The organism is Pseudomonas sp. C9D1, assembly GCF_056491235.1.
In genome coordinates this window covers 792223-809520 of the sequence record NZ_JBSZIE010000002.1, presented here as the reverse complement: position 1 = coordinate 809520, position 17298 = coordinate 792223, and the positions used below count along the sequence as shown (strand labels likewise).

At 68.5% G+C, this 17298-nt stretch carries 13 protein-coding genes; 6 read left to right on the top strand and 7 right to left on the bottom strand.

Going from position 1 to position 17298, the window contains the following annotated elements:
- The first annotated feature begins 55 nt into the window (after positions 1-55).
- From ACXI0U_RS11970 to ACXI0U_RS11955, 4 genes are all read left to right on the top strand, one after another.
- A complete protein-coding gene (locus ACXI0U_RS11970) occupies positions 56-967 on the top strand; it encodes an AraC family transcriptional regulator (protein ID WP_374980610.1) in 912 nt (303 codons plus the stop codon).
- A gap of 264 nt (positions 968-1231) precedes the next feature.
- Positions 1232-2050, top strand: coding sequence for an alpha/beta fold hydrolase (locus ACXI0U_RS11965; protein ID WP_479550303.1), 819 nt, complete (start codon positions 1232-1234; stop codon positions 2048-2050).
- A gap of 342 nt (positions 2051-2392) precedes the next feature.
- A complete protein-coding gene (gene katG / locus ACXI0U_RS11960; protein WP_479550302.1) occupies positions 2393-4657 on the top strand; it encodes a catalase/peroxidase HPI in 2265 nt (754 codons plus the stop codon).
- A gap of 177 nt (positions 4658-4834) precedes the next feature.
- Positions 4835-6802 carry an alkyl/aryl-sulfatase gene (locus tag ACXI0U_RS11955; protein ID WP_021220051.1) on the top strand — a complete coding sequence of 656 codons (1968 nt, stop codon included), beginning with the start codon at positions 4835-4837 and terminating at the stop codon, positions 6800-6802.
- Positions 6803-7004: 202 nt separating this feature from the next.
- Here ACXI0U_RS11955 and ACXI0U_RS11950 read toward each other — a convergent pair whose 3' ends face one another.
- The 6 genes from ACXI0U_RS11950 to ACXI0U_RS11925 all read right to left on the bottom strand — a co-directional run bounded on the left by ACXI0U_RS11950 (position 7005) and on the right by ACXI0U_RS11925 (position 13651).
- Positions 7005-7310 carry a DUF202 domain-containing protein gene (locus ACXI0U_RS11950; protein ID WP_021220052.1) on the bottom strand — a complete coding sequence of 102 codons (306 nt, stop codon included), beginning with the start codon at positions 7308-7310 and terminating at the stop codon, positions 7005-7007.
- On the bottom strand, positions 7303-7686 hold the full coding sequence (locus tag ACXI0U_RS11945) for a YidH family protein (RefSeq protein ID WP_031287948.1): 384 nt from the start codon (positions 7684-7686) through the stop codon (positions 7303-7305). The genes ACXI0U_RS11950 and ACXI0U_RS11945 overlap by 8 nt, the downstream gene beginning before the upstream one ends.
- Positions 7687-7778: 92 nt before the next feature.
- Positions 7779-8966: an acetyl-CoA C-acyltransferase gene (locus tag ACXI0U_RS11940; RefSeq protein ID WP_021220054.1), complete on the bottom strand. Its 1188-nt coding sequence runs from the start codon at positions 8964-8966 to the stop codon at positions 7779-7781.
- Between the two features lie 11 nt (positions 8967-8977).
- Positions 8978-10324 carry a DUF1329 domain-containing protein gene (locus tag ACXI0U_RS11935; RefSeq protein WP_431484743.1) on the bottom strand — a complete coding sequence of 449 codons (1347 nt, stop codon included), beginning with the start codon at positions 10322-10324 and terminating at the stop codon, positions 8978-8980.
- 2 nt (positions 10325-10326) lie between these two features.
- Positions 10327-12207 carry a DUF1302 domain-containing protein gene (locus tag ACXI0U_RS11930; RefSeq protein WP_374980614.1) on the bottom strand — a complete coding sequence of 627 codons (1881 nt, stop codon included), beginning with the start codon at positions 12205-12207 and terminating at the stop codon, positions 10327-10329.
- Between the two features lie 115 nt (positions 12208-12322).
- Positions 12323-13651, bottom strand: a complete 1329-nt coding sequence (locus ACXI0U_RS11925; RefSeq protein ID WP_479550301.1) for a serine hydrolase domain-containing protein — start codon at positions 13649-13651, stop codon at positions 12323-12325.
- Positions 13652-13767: 116 nt separating this feature from the next.
- Here ACXI0U_RS11925 and ACXI0U_RS11920 point away from each other — a divergent pair, with 116 nt between their 5' ends.
- Together ACXI0U_RS11920 and ACXI0U_RS11915 are read left to right on the top strand one after the other, a co-directional pair.
- The gene (locus ACXI0U_RS11920) at positions 13768-14691 is read left to right on the top strand and encodes a LysR family transcriptional regulator (RefSeq protein ID WP_479550300.1); all 924 of its coding nucleotides are present in this window, start codon (positions 13768-13770) and stop codon (positions 14689-14691) included.
- 337 nt (positions 14692-15028) lie between these two features.
- Positions 15029-15994 carry a LysR family transcriptional regulator gene (locus tag ACXI0U_RS11915; protein WP_374980617.1) on the top strand — a complete coding sequence of 322 codons (966 nt, stop codon included), beginning with the start codon at positions 15029-15031 and terminating at the stop codon, positions 15992-15994.
- Here the strand turns inward: ACXI0U_RS11915 and ACXI0U_RS11910 are convergent.
- Positions 15958-17256, bottom strand: a complete 1299-nt coding sequence (locus ACXI0U_RS11910; protein WP_374980618.1) for an MFS transporter — start codon at positions 17254-17256, stop codon at positions 15958-15960. The two genes, ACXI0U_RS11915 and ACXI0U_RS11910, sit on opposite strands and share 37 nt — an antisense overlap.
- Between the last annotated feature and the right edge of the window lie 42 nt (positions 17257-17298).

Here is a 17298-nt window from a genome sequence, read left to right as displayed (position 1 = left end):
CTGGCGCGCTCCCGGCGTTTTGCATTCCTGCCCATCCCTTTGCCGAAACGTCCCAATGCATGCATTCGACCACCTGATCGACCTGGCCAACCTGCGTGGCGTGCTGGACCTTCGCTGCCAGCTGCACGGCAACTGGGCCCTGGACCACCCACGCCTGCCGGCGGGCCAGGCCAGCTACCACATCCTGCTGCGCGGCGAGTGCCGCCTGGAACTCGCCGGCCAGCCGCCCCGACGCCTGCGCGCGGGGGAGATCCTGCTGCTGCCGCGTAGCGACTCCCACCTATTGCAGGCAGACCAGACGGGGCGCGTGCGCCCCCCGCCGCCCCCGTACCAAGAGCCCGGGCGCATCCCGCTGCTGCGCATCGGCCAGGGCGGGGAGGGCTTCGAGATGCTCTGCGGGCGCATCCACTACAGCCCGGGTGCGACCCTGCTGGAGGCGCTGCCGGATGTGCTGGTGGTGCCGGCCGGGGAGGCCATGCAGGGCCGGCTGGCCGCCGTGGTGGAACTGATGCGCCTGGAAGCTGAGGGCGAGGAGGTGGCCAACCAGGCGATGGTCGATGGACTGTCGGTGATCCTCTTCACCCTGGTGATGCGCGCCTACCTGCAGGAGCAGCATGAATTGCCGGGAATCTTCGCCCTGCTGCGCGACCGGCGCCTGGGCAAGGCGGCGCTGGCGCTGCTGGCGGACCTCTCGCGGGAGTGGCCGGTGGAGGCCCTGGCGGCCGAGGCGAACATGTCCCGCTCCAGCTTCATGCGCAGCTTCACCCAGCTCGCCGGCACCTCGCCCGGCGCCCTGGTCACGCGCCTGCGCCTGGAGCGTGCGCAACAGTTGCTGCTGGGCACGGCGATGAGCATCGGCGCCATCGCCTTGGAGGTCGGCTACCCGAGCCAGGCCTCCTTCAGCCGCGTGTTCCGCCAGCACCTCGGCGAATCGCCCGCGGCGTTCAGGCAGCGCAAGCGCGGGTGATCGGGCATCCACTGTGGGAGCGGCTTCAGCCGCGAAAGACCTCCAGTAGGCACTCGGCTGGGAATGGCCGGATGCTCCATCGCGAATGAATTCGCTCCTACAGTCATGCACGTAGCGTCATCGTGGCACCTTTAGGGTGGCGTAGAGCGCAGCACACACGTGCAATCCCATTGTTATCCGAGGAGGGGATAGTGCGGGCTTGAGCGGTTGCGCATGGCCCGCTCCAGCACCACCTATCCCAACAACGTTCAACTGGAGGTTTGCATGACCACGTTCTTAACCCGTGATGGCACCGAGCTCTATTACAAGGATTGGGGCAGCGGCAAGCCCGTGCTGTTCAGCCATGGCTGGCCGCTGGATGCCGACATGTGGGAATACCAGATGCAGTACCTGAGCAGCCGCGGCTACCGCACCATCGCCTTCGACCGCCGTGGCTTCGGTCGCTCCAGCCAGCCGTGGAATGGCTACGACTACGACACCTTCGCCGACGACATCGCCCAGCTGATCGAGCACCTGGACCTGCAGGACGTGACCCTGGTGGGCTTCTCCATGGGCGGTGGCGACGTCAGCCGCTACATCGGCCGCCACGGCACCGGCCGGGTCGCCAAGCTGGCGCTGCTGGGCGCGGTGACGCCGATCTTCGGCAAGACCGCCGACCACCCGCAGGGCGTCGACCAGGCGGTGTTCGACGGCATCAAGGCCGGCCTGCTGCAGGACCGCGCGCAGTTCATCGCCGACTTCGCCGCGCCGTTCTACGGCATCAACCATGGCCAGGAAATCTCCCAGGGCGTGCTCACCCAGACCCTGAACATCGCCCTGCTGGCGTCGCTCAAGGGCACTATCGACTGCGTGACCGCCTTCGCCGGCACCGACTTCCGTGGCGACCTGGCCAAGGTCGATGTACCCACCCTGGTGATCCATGGCGACGACGACCAGATCGTGCCCCTGGAGGCCACCGGCAAGCTGGCGGCGGAGCTGATCCCCGGTGCCGAGCTCAAGGTCTACGCCGGCGCACCGCATGGCTTCGCCGTGACCCACGCGGAGCAATTGAACGAAGACCTGCTGGCCTTCCTCGCGCAGTAGTTACACCGCTTCGAACATCGGCTCCGCGCCAGTAGGGCGTGGAGCCGATGAGCCTGATGGACCCGATCGGATGCTGGCGGCTGACAGAGCCAGGCTATCGACCCCCAATGCTCGCTCTATTAGACCTCCGGTGCAGGGGGTCTAGTCTTGATCTGGCGTTGGGCTTGGACCGACGCCAACTGATGAAGGGATAACAACAGAGTCCTGCTGCAACCGTGGTTGGAACACCCTGCCAGTCAGCGCTCCCGTGTGGCCGTGACGGCCTTGCGTCGGGTCTGCTCCTCGGTGTTCCGGCCTGCGCGGGTTGAGCAGATGGACCAACGCGACCCGAGGTGGATCAAAATGTCGACCGAATCGAAATGCCCGTTCAACCATGCCGCTGGCAGTGGCACCAGCAACCGTGACTGGTGGCCCAACCAGCTCAACCTGAAAATCCTCCACCAGCATTCCTCCCTGTCCGACCCGATGGACCCGGACTTCGACTACGCCAAGGCCTTCAAGAGCCTCGACTTCGCTGCGGTCAAGCGCGACCTGACCGCCCTGATGACCGACTCCCAGGACTGGTGGCCCGCCGACTTCGGCCACTACGGCCCGCTCTTCGTGCGTATGGCCTGGCACAGCGCCGGCACCTACCGCACCGGCGATGGCCGTGGCGGCGCCGGCACCGGCCAGCAACGCTTCGCCCCGCTCAACAGCTGGCCGGACAACGTCAGCCTGGACAAGGCGCGCCGGCTGATCTGGCCGATCAAGCAGAAGTACGGGCGCAACCTGTCCTGGGCTGACCTGATCGTCCTCACCGGTAACGTCGCCCTCGAATCCATGGGCTTCAAGACCTTCGGCTTCTCCGGTGGCCGCCCCGATGTGTGGGAGCCGGACGAGGACGTCTACTGGGGCACCGAGACCGTCTGGCTCGGCGGTGACGAGCGCTACGGCAACACCAAGGCGGTGCAGGAGCCGGGCGACGGCACCCTGGTGGCCGAACCCGGGAAGCACGCCCAGGAAGAGAGCCGCACCAACCAGGGCGAGCGCAACCTGGAGAACCCCCTGGCCGCCGTGCAGATGGGCCTGATCTACGTGAACCCGGAAGGCCCCGAAGGCAACCCGGACCCGCTCGCCTCGGCCAAGGACATCCGCGAGACCTTCGGCCGCATGGCGATGAACGACGAGGAAACCGTGGCGCTGATCGCCGGCGGCCACGCCTTCGGCAAGACCCACGGCGCCGGCCCGGCCGACAACGTCGGGCCCGAGCCCGAGGCGGCGGGCCTGGAAGAGCAGGGCCTGGGCTGGAAGAACGCCTTCGGCAGCGGCAAGGGCGGCGATACCATCACCAGCGGCCTGGAGGTGACCTGGACCTCGACCCCGGCACGCTGGAGCAACGAGTACCTGGAGAACCTCTTCGGCTACGAATGGGAACTGACCAAGAGTCCGGCCGGCGCCCACCAGTGGCGGCCCAAGGGCGGGGCGGGCGATGGCAAGATCCCCGACGCCCACGACCCGAGCAAGCGCCGCGCGCCGTCGATGCTCACCTCCGACCTGGCGCTGCGCTTCGACCCGATCTACGAGCCGATCTCGCGGCGCTTCCTGGCCAACCCGGACCAGCTCGCCGACGCCTTCGCCCGCGCCTGGTACAAGCTGATCCACCGTGACATGGGGCCGCTGTCCCGCTACCTGGGGCCGGAGCTGCCCGCCGAGGAACTGCTGTGGCAGGACCCGATCCCCGCCGTGAACCACCCGCTGGTCGACGATGCCGACGTCGCCGCGCTCAAGGCCAAGGTGCTGGGTTCGGGGCTGTCGGTGGCGCAGCTGGTGTCCACTGCCTGGGCCGCTGCTTCCAGCTTCCGTGGCTCGGACAAGCGCGGCGGTGCCAACGGCGGGCGCCTGCGCCTGGAGCCGCAGCGCTCCTGGGAAGCCAACCAGCCCGAGCAGTTGAAGAACGTGCTGGCGATTCTCGAAAGCATCCAGGGCGAGTTCAACGGCGCCCAGGCCGGCGGCAAGAAGATCTCCCTCGCCGACCTCATCGTCCTGGCCGGCAGCGCCGGGGTGGAGCAGGCGGCGAAGAGCGCCGGGCACAGCATCACCGTGCCCTTCACGCCGGGGCGCATGGACGCCTCCCAGGAGCAGACGGATGTGGAATCCTTCGGCTTCCTGGAGCCCATCGCCGACGGCTTCCGCAACTACCTCAAGGGCCGCTACAGCGTTTCCGCCGAGCAGCTGCTGGTGGACAAGGCGCAACTGCTGACCCTGTCCGCACCGGAGATGACCGTGCTGGTGGGCGGCCTGCGCGTGCTCGGGGCCAACGTGGGGCAGAGCAAACACGGCGTCTTCACCGACCGCCCCGGGGTGCTGAGCAACGACTTCTTCACCCACCTGCTGGACATGGGCGTGGAATGGAAGCCGGCCTCGGCCACCAGTTATGAGGGGCGCGACCGCAAGACCGGCCAGGTGAAATGGACCGGCACCCGCGTCGACCTGGTGTTCGGCTCCCACGCGCAACTGCGCGCCATCGCCGAGGTGTACGCCAGCGCCGATGCCAAGGACAAGTTCGTCAAGGACTTCGTCGCCGCCTGGACCAAGGTGATGAACCTCGACCGCTTCGACCTGGCCTGATCCACCCCCCGGGCTGAACCACGGCGCCTCCTTCGGGAGGCGTCGTGCATTCGGGCCATCGCGGTGCGGCATGGGGGGCATGCGCCTCTGGTATTGGCCGGCCCGCACCATGCTCCCTAGAGTCGGACGGCGACCGTTGCGGCCGCTCATTCCAACAAGACCAGAAAGAGCCCCTTCATGCCCATTTCCCGTCTCAGCGCCCTTGCCCTGGCGCTCCTGTCCTGCGGCGTCGTGTACGCCGACTCCGCCGCCACCGGCAAGCCCGCCACGGCCATCACCGCCGAGCTGAACCAGTCCTGGCTGCAGCACCTGCCGTTCTCCGACAAGACCGACTTCGACGACGCCCGGCGCGGCCTGGTGGAAGCCTTCGATGGCGTCATCGCCAACACCGAGGGCAAGGAGGTGTGGAACCGCCGGGCCTACGACTTCCTCGACGGCAACGAGGCGCCGGCCAGCGTCAATCCGAGCCTGTGGCGCATCGCCCAGTTGAACAACATCGCCGGGCTGTTCGAGGTCGGCGAGCGCATCTATCAGGTGCGCGGCATGGATCTGTCGAACATGACCGTCATCGAGGGCGACAGCGGGCTGATCCTCATCGATCCGCTGATCAGTGCCGAGACCGCCCGCGCCGGCCTGGAGCTGTACTACAAGCACCGGCCGCGCAAGCCGGTGGTGGCGGTGATCTACAGCCATGCCCACGTCGACCACTTCGGCGGTGTGCGCGGGGTGATAGACGAAGCCGACGTGAAGGCTGGCAAGGTGCGGGTGATCGCCCCGGAAGGCTTCTTCGAGCATGCGGTCAGCGAGAACGTGCTGGCCGGCCCGGCGATGATGCGCCGCGCCCAGTACATGTACGGCTCGTTGCTGCCGCGCGGCGTGCAGGGCCAGGTGGATGCGGGCCTGGGCAAGGGCACGCCGAGCAACGCCACGGTGACCCTGATCGCCCCCAGCGAGGTGATCAGCCAGGCGGTGGAGACCCGCACCGTCGACGGCGTGGAGATCGAGTTCCAGCTCACCCCCGGTACCGAGGCGCCGGCGGAGATGAACATGTACTTCCCGCAGTTCAAGACCCTGTGCATGGCCGAGAACGCCACCCACACCCAGCACAACGTGCTGACCCTGCGCGGCGCACTGGTGCGGGACTCCAAGGTCTGGGCGCATTACCTGGACGATGCGCTGGTGCGCTACGGCGACAAGGCCGAGGTGCTGTTCGCCCAGCATCACTGGCCGACCTGGGGCGGCGCGCGGATACGCGAGTACCTGGCCGACCAGCGCGACATGTACGCCTTCCTCGACAGCCAGACGCTGCGCCTGATCAACCAGGGGCTGACGCCCACCGAGATCGCCGCGAAGCTGACGACCCTGCCGCCGCGCCTGGCTGGCAAGTGGTACAGCCGTGACTACTACGGTTCCCTCAGCCATAACGTGCGCGCCGTGTACCAGCGCTACATGGGCTTCTACGACGGCAACCCGGCCAACCTCGACCCGCTGCCGCCGGAAGAAGCGGGCAAGCGCTACGTCGAGGCCATGGGTGGTGCGGAGGCGGTGCTGGTCCAGGCGCGCAAGGCGTACGAGGCCGGCGACTATCGCTGGGCGGCGCAACTGCTCAACCACCTGGTCTTCGCCGAACCCGGCAACCCGGCCGCCCACGCCCTGCAGGCCGACACCCTGGAGCAGCTCGGCTACCAGAGCGAGAACGCCACCTGGCGCAACATCTACCTCAGCGGCGCCCTGGAGCTGCGCCAGGGCGTGGCCCAGGGCAAGGTGCGCAACAGCGCGCCGGACATGGTCCGCGCGCTGACCCCGAGCCTGTTCTTCGACTACCTGGCGGTGCGCATCGACGCGATGAAGGCGGCTGACGAGGACCTACTGATCAACTGGCGCTTCAGCGACCTCGGCGAGGACTACGCCCTGACCCTGCGCAACGGCGTGCTCACCCACCGCAACGGCGCCCGCCATGCCGAGCCGGACGTCAGCCTGAGCATGACCAAGGCGCTGCTCGATCGTATCGCCCTCAAGGAAACCGGCTTCCTCAAGGAATCGATGATCGGCGGCATCGACATCGACCAGGGCCGCATCAAGCTGCTGCGCCTGCTCGGTGGCCTGGACGAGGCCAACCCGCAGTTCAACCTGGTCACCCCCTGAGCCCCCGCCATGCCCGCCGAGCCGGTGGGCATGGCGTTTGCGCACAGGGGAAACCCGTAGGCGCGCATTCATTCGCGATCGGGCCTGTCGGGTCGCACCCGACCTGGGGCCCTTCGCGCCGAAGGCTCGACAGGATGGGATCGTGCCGTAGGAAGTGCCGTGCGCACTGCCGCAGGGCGCATCCGCCGGCGTAGCCCGGGCTTCAGCCCGGGGAGGCGGGGCAGCCAGCCATCGCGGCCTTCGCCATCGCCAGCAACGTCATCACCCCCATCGCCAGGCCGGTACCGAGCACGGTGCAGGGCCGTGCCCGGCCGTTTTCGTCGCGCAGCATGGCGAGGCTGTGGCGGTAGCGCGGGTGCTGGCCGAGCCAGAGAACGGTGGCGCTGCCGAGGGCGACCAGCGCCAGTAACGGGTCGGCGCCGCGCAAGGCCAGGCAGGCGATCACCAGCAGCGAAAGCTGGGTGCGCCGCCAGGCGAGTTCGGTGCGTTCGGCCTGGGTTTCACCCATGCCAGCGCGGCCAGAACAGCCCGGCCAGGACCAGCGCCGCCACGCAGCAGCCGAGCGCCAGCAGCGGCACCAGGGCCGGCAGGGGCAGGGCGCGGCGGTGACGCAGGGCGCGCTCAAGCGCCAGCCAGCGCAGGCAGGCCCCGAGGCTGACCAACAGGCTCAGCGACAGCAGGCCGAGGGTGATGACCAGGCGCAGGCGCGGCTCGAAGGCCTGGCCGGCGAAGGTTTCCACGGCGATGCCGCCGCCCAGCAGGGCGAGGGCGGTGCGTATCCAGGCCAGGAAGGTGCGTTCGTTGGCCAGGGTGAAGCGCGGGTCGGGTTCGTCGCCGCCCAATAGGCGCTGGCTGAGCGGGGGGCGTGGTGCGGGTCTGGGCATGGCTACTCGGCGAATGTGAAGGACCGCCGGGCGGTCGCAGGGGGGGCTTCAGGGGATGCCGGCGGGCAGCGAGGCGTGGTCGGCGAAGGCGATCACCCGTAGACCTCGAACAGGCCGGCGGCACCCATGCCGCCCCCCACGCACAGGGTCACCACCACGTAGCGCACGCCGCGTCGACGGCCCTCCAGCAGGGCGTGGCCGACCATGCGCGCGCCGCTCATGCCATAGGGGTGGCCGATGGCGATGGCACCACCGTTGACGTTGAGCCGGTCGTTGTCGATGCCGAGTCGGTCGCGGCAGTACAACACCTGGCAGGCGAAGGCCTCGTTCAGCTCCCACAGGCCGATGTCATCCACCCGCAGGCCGTGGGCCTTGAGCAGTTTCGGCACCGCCAGCACCGGGCCGATGCCCATCTCCTCCGGTGCCAGGCCGGCCACGGCGATGCCGCGGTAGGCGCCCAGGGGATCGAGGTTGCGTCGTTCGGCCAGGCGCCCATCCATCAGCACGCAGGCGCTGGCGCCGTCGGACAGCTGGCTGGCGTTGCCGGCGGTGACGCAACCGCCGTCGATCACCGGCTTCAGGGCAGCGAGGTCTTCCAGGCGCGTCTGCGGGCGGTTGCCTTCGTCCTGGGTGAGGGTCACCTCCTCGAAGCCTGTGGCACCGCTGTGCTTGTCGACGACCTGCCTGCGCACCCGTACCGGAACGATCTCGCTGGCGAACAACCCGTCGCGCTGGGCGGCGGCGGTGCGCTGCTGGGACTGCAGCGCGTAGGCGTCCTGGGCCTCGCGGCTGATGCCGTAGCGCCGGGCGACCTGCTCGGCGGTCTGCAGCATGGGCAGGTAGGCGTGGGGCGCATGGGCGATGACCTGTTCGTCCTGGTACTCGGTGATCCACTCGTTGTGGCGATGCTGCACCAGGCTGATGTGCTCCTGGCCGGCACCGAGGGTCACCTGCATGCCGTCGCCGGTGATCTGCTTGGCGGCGGTGGCGATGGCCATCAACCCGGAGGCGCACTGGCGGTCGATGGTCTGGCCGCTGACCGAGACCGGCAGGCCGGCGGCCAGGGCGCTCATGCGGCCGAGGTTCCAGCCGGCAGTGCCGGCGGGCATCGCCGTGCCCATCACCAGGTCCTCGATCTCGCCGGCCTCTATGCCGGCGCGCTCCACCGCGGCGCGGATGGCGAAGGCCGCCATGCTCGGCGAACGGGTGACGTTAAAGGCGCCACGGAAGGCCTTGGCGATGGGGGTACGGGCGGTGGCGAGGATGACGGCTTCTGTCATGGTGCGTGCCCTCACTTGCCCAGGCGCTTGAGCTGCGCCGGGGTGAATTCGGCCTTGGACATGGACTCGCCGTACTGCGCCTTGCTGGTGACCTCGTTGGTCAGGTAGTTCACCGCGTAGCGGCCGGAGATCAGGTCGTAGGTGGCTTCGGCCACGGTCAGCGGCAACTGGATGTCATGCAGCATGGCCAGGTGCGACTCGTAGCTGCGCCACAACTCGCCACGGGCGTCGTACATGTCGGCGGCAAGGATCTGCCAGGTGTCCTCGTCGAGGTAGAAGCGGCGCTTGCCATAGACATGGCGGCTGTTGGGCTTGAGGGTGGCTTCCACCACCCAGACGCGGTGCTTCTCGTAGCGTGCGTAGTCGGGGTTGAGGTAGCCGGGCTTGAGCAGGTCGGCGTAGCGCACCTGCTTGCTGGCCATGCGGTAGGCGTTGTAGGGCACGAGCATTTCGCGCTTGCCGAGCAGCTTCCAGTCGTAGCGGTCGGGCGCGCCGTTGTAGCCGTCGACGCTGTCCGCCACCACCTGGCCGAAGCTGTAGCGCGCGCTGCTGTCGTAGGCCACGGTGGGGGCGCGGCGCACGCGGCGCTGGCCGGGGTTGTACTGCCAGGCCGAGCGCGGCCCGGAGACCTGGTTGATGGGCTCGTGCACGAGGGTCACCTCGCCCGCATAGCGCGAGGGCGCGGTGGTGCGCACGCGGTTGAAGAACAACAGGTTCTCGCCGGGTTCGAGGTCGCTGACCCGTTCGCGGAAGGCGGTCAGGCCGTCGGAATTGACCAGGGTGTAGTCGCCTCGCTCCTGCACGGTGGCCGAGGCGAACTGGCGGCGGATGGAGCCGCCGCGGTAGCGGGTCAGGTGGTTCCACATCACTTCCAGCCCCTCGGTGGGCTGGGGGAAGGGCACGCCGAAGTTGTAGCCGTCCAGGCCGTAGCCGCCATCGGTCAGGCTGACCTTGGCGAGGTTGGCACGGGTCTCGTCGAGGTAGGCCTGGGGCACGGCGGCGCTGCGGTGGCTGGGGTACACGCGCATGCGGTAGTCCGGGTAGCGGGTGAGCATGCCTTGCTGGCCCGGGCTGAGCTGATCGCGGTACTGCTCCAGGTTGGCCCGGGTGATCTCGTACAGCGGCTGCTCGGCGGCGAAGGGGTCGCTGTAGTCGCCGTTGGCGCTGACCGGTGCCGCCCCGGGTTTCATGCCGCCGTCCCAGGCGGGGATGCTGCCGTCGGCGTTGGCGGCGCGCTCGGCGCCCACCGGGGTGAGCGGGCCGTCCAGGCGGGCGGGGTCGTTTTCCTTGGCCTGGGCCAGGGAGCCGGCGGCCAGCAGGGCGATGGCCAGGGTGAGGTGCTTGAAGGCGGGAGTCATGGTCAGAAGCTCGCTTTGAGGGTGACCGAGGCGAAGTCGCGGTCATCGATGACGGAGAACTCGTTCGAGCCGAAGAAGCTGTTGTAGGCCAGCTCGAGGGAGTAGTCGTTGCGGTAGTCGAATGTGAGGGCGAGGCCTACGGCCTGCTGGCCTTCCTGGAAGCTGGGGCCATAGCCCTCGACGTCGTGGCGCCAGTTGATCGAGGGCGTGATGACGGTGGCCGGCAGCACGCCTTCGTAGTTCAGGCCCATGCGCAGGCGATAGCCCCAGGAGAAGGCGGTCATCACCCCGTGGGTGTTGCAGTGGTTGGCCGCAGCCAGTTCCTCGGCGGTGAGGCCCGCCGCGTTCTGTGCCGAGGGGGTGAAGCAGGGCGTGCCATCGGAGGTGGGCGTGCGGCCGAAGGCACCGGAGCGGCCGAAGCGCTCGTCCTGCGGGTCGAGCCCGCCGATCCAGTTGGCGCCGGCCTCCACGGCCCAGGCCAGGCGCTGGGCGCCGAGCACGTTGGACAGGCTGTCGGCGGCGCCGAGGCTGAATTGCCACACTTCCTTGCGCCGGTAGCCATCCACCCGGCTGCCACGGGCCTCGGCCAGCTGCGCCGCGTTCATGGGCATGATCCAGCTGTTGGCCTGGCCGGCGAGCAGGTTGACCAGGTCGGAGGAGTTGAGGTTCAGCGGCATGTTGGGGCGGTAGCTCAACTCGCTGAACACGGCGGTGTCGCCGACCACGGCGCTGAGGCTGGCGCCGAACAGGCGGATGTTCTCCGGGTAGACGGTGAAGTAGTCGCCGGTGTTGATGTTGGGGCCGGGGTTGCCGGCGGCGTTCGGCGCCTGGCGGGCGATCACCCCCGAGAGCACCGGTGTGCGGCTGTGGTAGTTCAGGTAGTAGAGGCCGAGGTCGGCGTTGTTCAGCGAGTCGATCAGGTAGTGCATGGCCAGGCCGTACTGGCCGTTGTCGCTGGCCCAGTCGGTGGCGGTGCGCTGCAGGTAGCGCTCGGAAGCCGGGCGCAGCGCCGCGGGCACGTCGAGGGCGTTCTCCACGCTGGAGTTGGCGGTGGTGGAGATGCCACCGGCGATCAGCTTGTCGGCCCCGCAGCCTTCCTGCAGCGAATCGTTGGAGCTGAAGAAGGTGCCGCAGCCTTCGAGCACCGAGGGGCGGAAGTTGTACTGCCAGAAGCCCTCGAGGCTGACGGCGTCGGTCAGGTCGTAGTTGAAGCTGAACATTTCCGCCGGCAGCAGGCCCTCCTTGAGCTCGGTGCCGGGGCGGTTGAAGGCGGAGACGTCCAGGGGGTTGATGGCGTTCACACCGTTCTGCAGGAACAGTGCCTCGCCCCAGCTCAGCACCTGCTTGCCGAGCTTCAGGCTCAGCGGGCGGCCGGCCAGCTCGAGGTCCTTCCAGAGGTAGGCGTCGAGGACTTCGAAGCCCTTGAAGCGGGCCAGGTCCTGCCAGCCGGAATCATCGAAGCGGGTGAAGTCGCCGTCGCCGGTCTCCATGGCGTGGTCGTACCAGTACTTGACGCGGACGAAGGCGCCCTGGGAGCCGTCGTTGAGGTCGAAGTCGGTCAGGCCCTTGAACAGGGTGGAAATAGTGTCGCCCTTGTCGTAGTTGAGCTTGCCGTCGTCACCGTTGTAGTTGGTGCCCGTACCGGTCTTGCCGATGGTCGCGGCGTCGGCCTTGTTCATCAGGTGCCTGTCGGCGTTCTCCAGCGACCAGCTGGTGCCCAGGGACAGCGAGGTGTTGCTGGTCAGGCTCCAGTCGTCGTCCAGCTGCCAGGTGGCGGCCTGGGACAGCGGGGCCGCTGCGGCCAGGGCGACGCCCAGGGCCAGGGCGGTGGGGCGGAAGGCGCGCCGGATGCGGTCGCGCTGGGGTGAGGTCGAACCGTTCATGAAACCCTCTCGTTGTTGTTGTCGGGTCGGTGGCCGGCCTGGGCTGTGCGCGGGCAAGGCGCCGCCCGGGCTGCGCAGTCGCCTGCGCAGCCTTTGGCGTGGCCGGGGGTGGGGTTTAGTGCGGCAGTTGGTCGAGCAGGGCGCTGACCAGGTTGTTGAAGGTGGTGGCCGAGTCGATGGCGCGGGTGCCGGCGCGGTCTTCGCCGCTGACGCTGGTGGCGCGACGGGCCTGGTCCGGCGTGGCCGAGAGCTTGACGATCACCAGCTCGCGCGCGGGGTTGATGTAGATCTTCTGGCCGAAGCGCCCGCTGGCTTCGAGGGAGCCGTCGCCATCGTTTTTCTGGAACCAGTAGTTGCGGTAGGTGTAGCCCGGGCGGCCGGGGGCGAGGTTGCCGCGGTCGAAGGCCGCCTTGTCACCGGATTGAAGGAGGCTGCGCACCGCCTGGTTGAAGCTGTCCCCGGGCGTCTCGCGGCCCAGTTCGCGGCGCACCAGCTCGGCGAAGCGCGCGGTGTCCCGCAGGTTGCAGCTGATGCCGCCGCTGGCCATCTCGGTGCCCAGTGGGTCCACCTGCACGTAGGCGTCTTCTTCGGCGAAGCGCGACCAGATGCGTTCCTCCACCAGTTCCGCCCAGGTCTTGCCGGAGATGCGCCGCAGCGCCCAGGCCAGGGCTTCGGGGGAGCCGTTCTGGTAGAAGAACGGCGCCGCGCTCGTGCCGTCGCCACTGCGCTGGGCCATCTTGAGGAAGGCGTAGATGTCCTCGGGCATGCCCGGCTTGCGAGGGATCAGGCCGGCGGCGGCGAACAGGCCGAGGTCCGGCGGCACGCTCTTCGGGTAGGCCACCTCCACCAGCATGTCGAGGTTGGCGCGCACGCTGCTTTCGCCGAAGGGCGTGCCTTCGAGCTCGTGCACGTAGTGGGCCAGGCGGGCCTGCGGGTCGAGGGTGCCCTCGGCGATGAACTGCGCGGCCAGCAGGCCGGTGACCGACTTGGTCATGGAGGCCCAGATATGCGGCTGGCGCTCGCCCAGGCCGTCCAGGTGGCGCTCGTAGATCACCCGCCCGTGGTGCAGGACGATGAAGCCGTCGGTGACGGTTTCCTGCAGGTACTGGTCGAGGACGAGGGTTTCATCGCCGGCCTTGAAGCTCAGCGCGGCCAGGTCCAGCGGTTGGCCGGCGGCCAGAGCCAGGGGTGTGCGTGCCCGGGCCAGGTTACGGGTGGCGGACACTTCGCGGGCATGGGTCATGGACCAGCGCAGGTACGGCGGCAGGAAGGCGTTGGCTTTGTTCACGCGGAGCTCCGGAGCGGGGGGGAAGCCCTGCATGACACCGGCGCTGGGCGCGGTGGTGGCGTGGGCCGGTTGCAGGGTGCAGGTGAGCAGGAGGCCGGTGCCCAGCAGCAGGCCGAGGGCGTGCCGCTGGCGCGACGGTGAGGGGCTTGGCGTCATTGTTGTTATCCCATTGGCGGGTTGTGCCCGGGGGGCTTTTTTGCGGATGTTAGGCAGCACCAGGCATAGATACAATGAACCGTTGAGGTCGAAGTCATAACCATAAGGAATGCCCTTTGGACACCCGTGATCTTGAATACGTCGTCGCCGTCCGCCACAACGGCTCCATCGGCAAGGCCGCCGAGGCACTGGGCATTTCCCAGCCCGCGCTGACCAAGGCGGTGCGCCGGGTCGAGGAGCAGCTGGGCCTGCAGCTGTTCGAGCGGGTGCCCCAGGGCATGCGCCCCACCCAGGCCGGCGAGCTGTTCCTGGAGCGCGCCCAGAAGCTGCGCCGCGACTACGACGACGCCATGGCGGAGATGCGCTGCCTGCTCACCGGCGAGCAGGGCGTGGTGCGCATCGGCTATTCGCTGACCTTCCCCGACCAATTGCTCCACACCGCCTGCAAGCGGCTGTTGCGCGAACGTCCGGCGGCCAAGCTCAAGCTCTGCTGCCGCATGGCCCAGGAACTGCTGAGCGCCCTGCGCGCGGGGGACCTGGACATCGTCTTCGTGCCGATCCAGGCCTTCGAGCCGGACCTGGATATCCAGCCCCTGTACCAGGATCGCCTGGTGGTGGCGGCGGACGCAGACCACCCGCTGTGCCGTCGCAAGCAACTGCGCCTTGAGGACCTTGTGGGCGAGGACTGGGCCCTGCCGGCGGGGCACATCACGGTACGCCGCATGCTCGACGAGACCTTCGGCCAGCGCGGCCTGCCGGTGCCCGCCACGCGCGTGGAGGCGGATTTCAGCAGCCCCAACGCCTACCAGCTGATCGTTGGCAGCCGCATGCTGACCCTGGCCCGCTACAGTCGCGAGTTCTTTGGCACCGGCATGGCGGCGCTGGACCTGGCGCCGGGAGAGATCAACCTGAACCGCCACATCGGCATGGCCACTCGCACCCACGGCTTTCTCTCGCCGGTTTGCCGCCGGGCCATCGAGCTGTTCGGGGAGGAGATCGCCAAGGGTAATTTCGGTGTCGAGGTGATGCACCCGGAGTGATTTGGAGTTATCCATCCAATCCTGTTATGGCATCCGGGCGAAGTCGATCCCGACGCCGGGGCTGCGATGTGCCGCCCGGGGCGTGAAGGTGTGTTGCCCGGGCAGGTTTTCGAAGTGTGCGCGGGGGCCGTGGATTTCCTTTCGCTGACTTGTGTCCATTGCGTGGCAAGGCTTTCAGCGCTTTATTTCGATAATGTGTTGGCTCGATGGGCCGGATGCTTTGTGCATGGGCATCCCGCCTTGCCGATTTTTCAGGAATACTAGGCGCGCCTCCAGAAACGCCGCCCATAGCGATTCCAGATGGCAGCCATATCAGTTCGGCATAGGTGAGACCTTCATGACCCTCAAGCAGCTCCGCTACCTGATCGCCATCGCCGAGGCGGGAAGCTTCTCTGCGGCGGCGCGCCGCTCGTTCATCGCACAACCGGCCCTGAGCCGGCAGATCGGCCTGCTGGAGGACGAACTGGAGGTGCAATTGCTGGAGCGCCAGCACGATGGTGTGGCGCTCACCGGTGCCGGGCGCCAGCTCTACGAAGTAGCCCGCTCGGTGGTGCAGAAGCTGGACACGGTGAAGGACGAGCTGGCCTCCACGCGGGGCGATCCCAAGGGCCAGGTGTCGATTTCCATCCCGGCGACGGCTTCGGCGCTGCTGCTGCCGGAAATCATCTCGCGGGCGGCACGGCAGTTTCCCAGCATCGCCCTCACCGTGTGCGATGGACTGACCCGCGAGGGCGGGCAGGCCATCGAGTTGGGCAAGGTGGACTTTGGCGTGCTGCCCAATGCCGAGGAATTGCAGCACGTGGCGGCCGAGCCGATCTTCGTCGAGGACCTCTACTGGGTCGGGCACGGCGAGGGGGATGAGACGCCCATCAGCCTGGCCGAAGCGGCGGCTACGCGCCTGGTGATGGCGCCTCGGGCGCTGCACCTGCGGCGGCGCATCGAGCAGGCGGCGATGGAGGCGGGGGTGGTGCTCAATGTCGCCTATGAACAGCAGTCGACGCCGGGCATCGCCAGCCTGGTGCGCAGCGGGCTGGCGGCGACCCTCATCAACTGGCCGCCGCTGCTGGAGCTGTTCCAGCCGACCACCGCGCGGCTGATCGTCGAGCCGCGCATCACCCGCACCGTGTCCATCGCCCATTCGGTGCACCGGCCGCTGTCCTTCGCCGCCTCGTGCATGCGTGACCTGGTGCGCGAACTGCTGGTGGAGGCCGTGCGCGACGGCCGCTGGCGCGGCAACCTGATCGAGCGCGATGGCATGGCGCTGGATCAGGCGCGGGAGCAGACCGCCGACGTGTCGTCCTGAGCCAGGCGCTCGCGCGAGCGTTGCGGGTTCATGGTCAGCAGACCGACCAGGCCGGCCAGTGCCATCACCCCACCGCAGACCAGGAAGCCCTGGGCGTAGCCCTGCGGGTGGGCGGCACCGGCGCCGCTCACCAGCAGGCCGGTGACCACCGGCGCCGAGAGCCCGGCCAATGAGGCCACGGCATTGCCGATGGCGAGGATGCCGCCGCGCTGGCTACTGGGGGTGAACTCGGCGAGCATCGCCGGCCCCACCGAATACATCACCAGGGCCATGCCGCCGCTCAGGGTCAGGTTGATGATGCGCACCACCACCGGCAGTTCCAGCATCAACGAGGCCGAGAACAACCCACCGGCGATCAGGCAGCCCGAGACGAAGGCGCCGCGCGCCAGGCGCGAGGGCAGGCCGCGGCGCAGCAGGCGTTGCGACACCCAGGCCAGGATCAGGCTGAGCGGGGTGGTGACCACCACGAAGAGCACGAACATGTGCCCGGTGCGCAGTGGGTCGATGCCCAGGCCGATCTGCAGGTAGCTGGGCACCCAGGTCAGGGTCAGCGCCAGCGACCAGTTGGCGGCGAAATGGCAGAGGTAGTTGCCCAGCACGCTGGGGTCGCCGAGCAGGCGGCGGTAGGGCACCCGATGGGCGTCGGGCGCCGTCAGCTGGCCACGGCGCAGGGTGTCGAGCGTGCCTTCGCGGCCCAGCAGCAGCCACAGCCCGCACCACACCAGGCCGATCACGGCGAGCACCGCGAAGTTGGTGCGCCAGCCGTAGTGCAGGCTGATCCAGGGGATCATCGCGCCGGCTACCAGCAGGCCCATGGCGCTGCCGGAGTGCAGCAGCGCCACCGGCAGGCTGCGGCGGTCGTCGGGGAACCACTTGTACAACGCGTGGGTGGCCACCGGGGAAGCGGGGCCTTCGCCGATGCCCAGCAGCACGCGGCAGGCGACGATCATCCACAGCGAGCTGGCCAGCAGCATCGGCAGCTGGATCAGCGCCCAGAACAGGCCCATGCCGAAGAGCAGGGTGCGGGTGGGGCGGCGGTTGGCGAGGAAGCCGCCGACCACGGCGGAGACGGCGAACAGCCAGTGCAGGGCGCCGCCGATCAGGCCGAACTCGGTGGGGGAGAGGCCCAGTTCCTGGGTCATGGGCACGGCGACCAGGCCGATGACGACCTTGTCGAGGAAGTTGACCAGCATCATGAAGGCCAGCAGGAAGGCGATCGTCCAGGCGGGGCCGGGGCGGAAGGCAGTGTCTTCTCGGGTCATGGCGAATCTCGTTGTTCTTGTTCTGAAGAGCCCGGCCGCTTC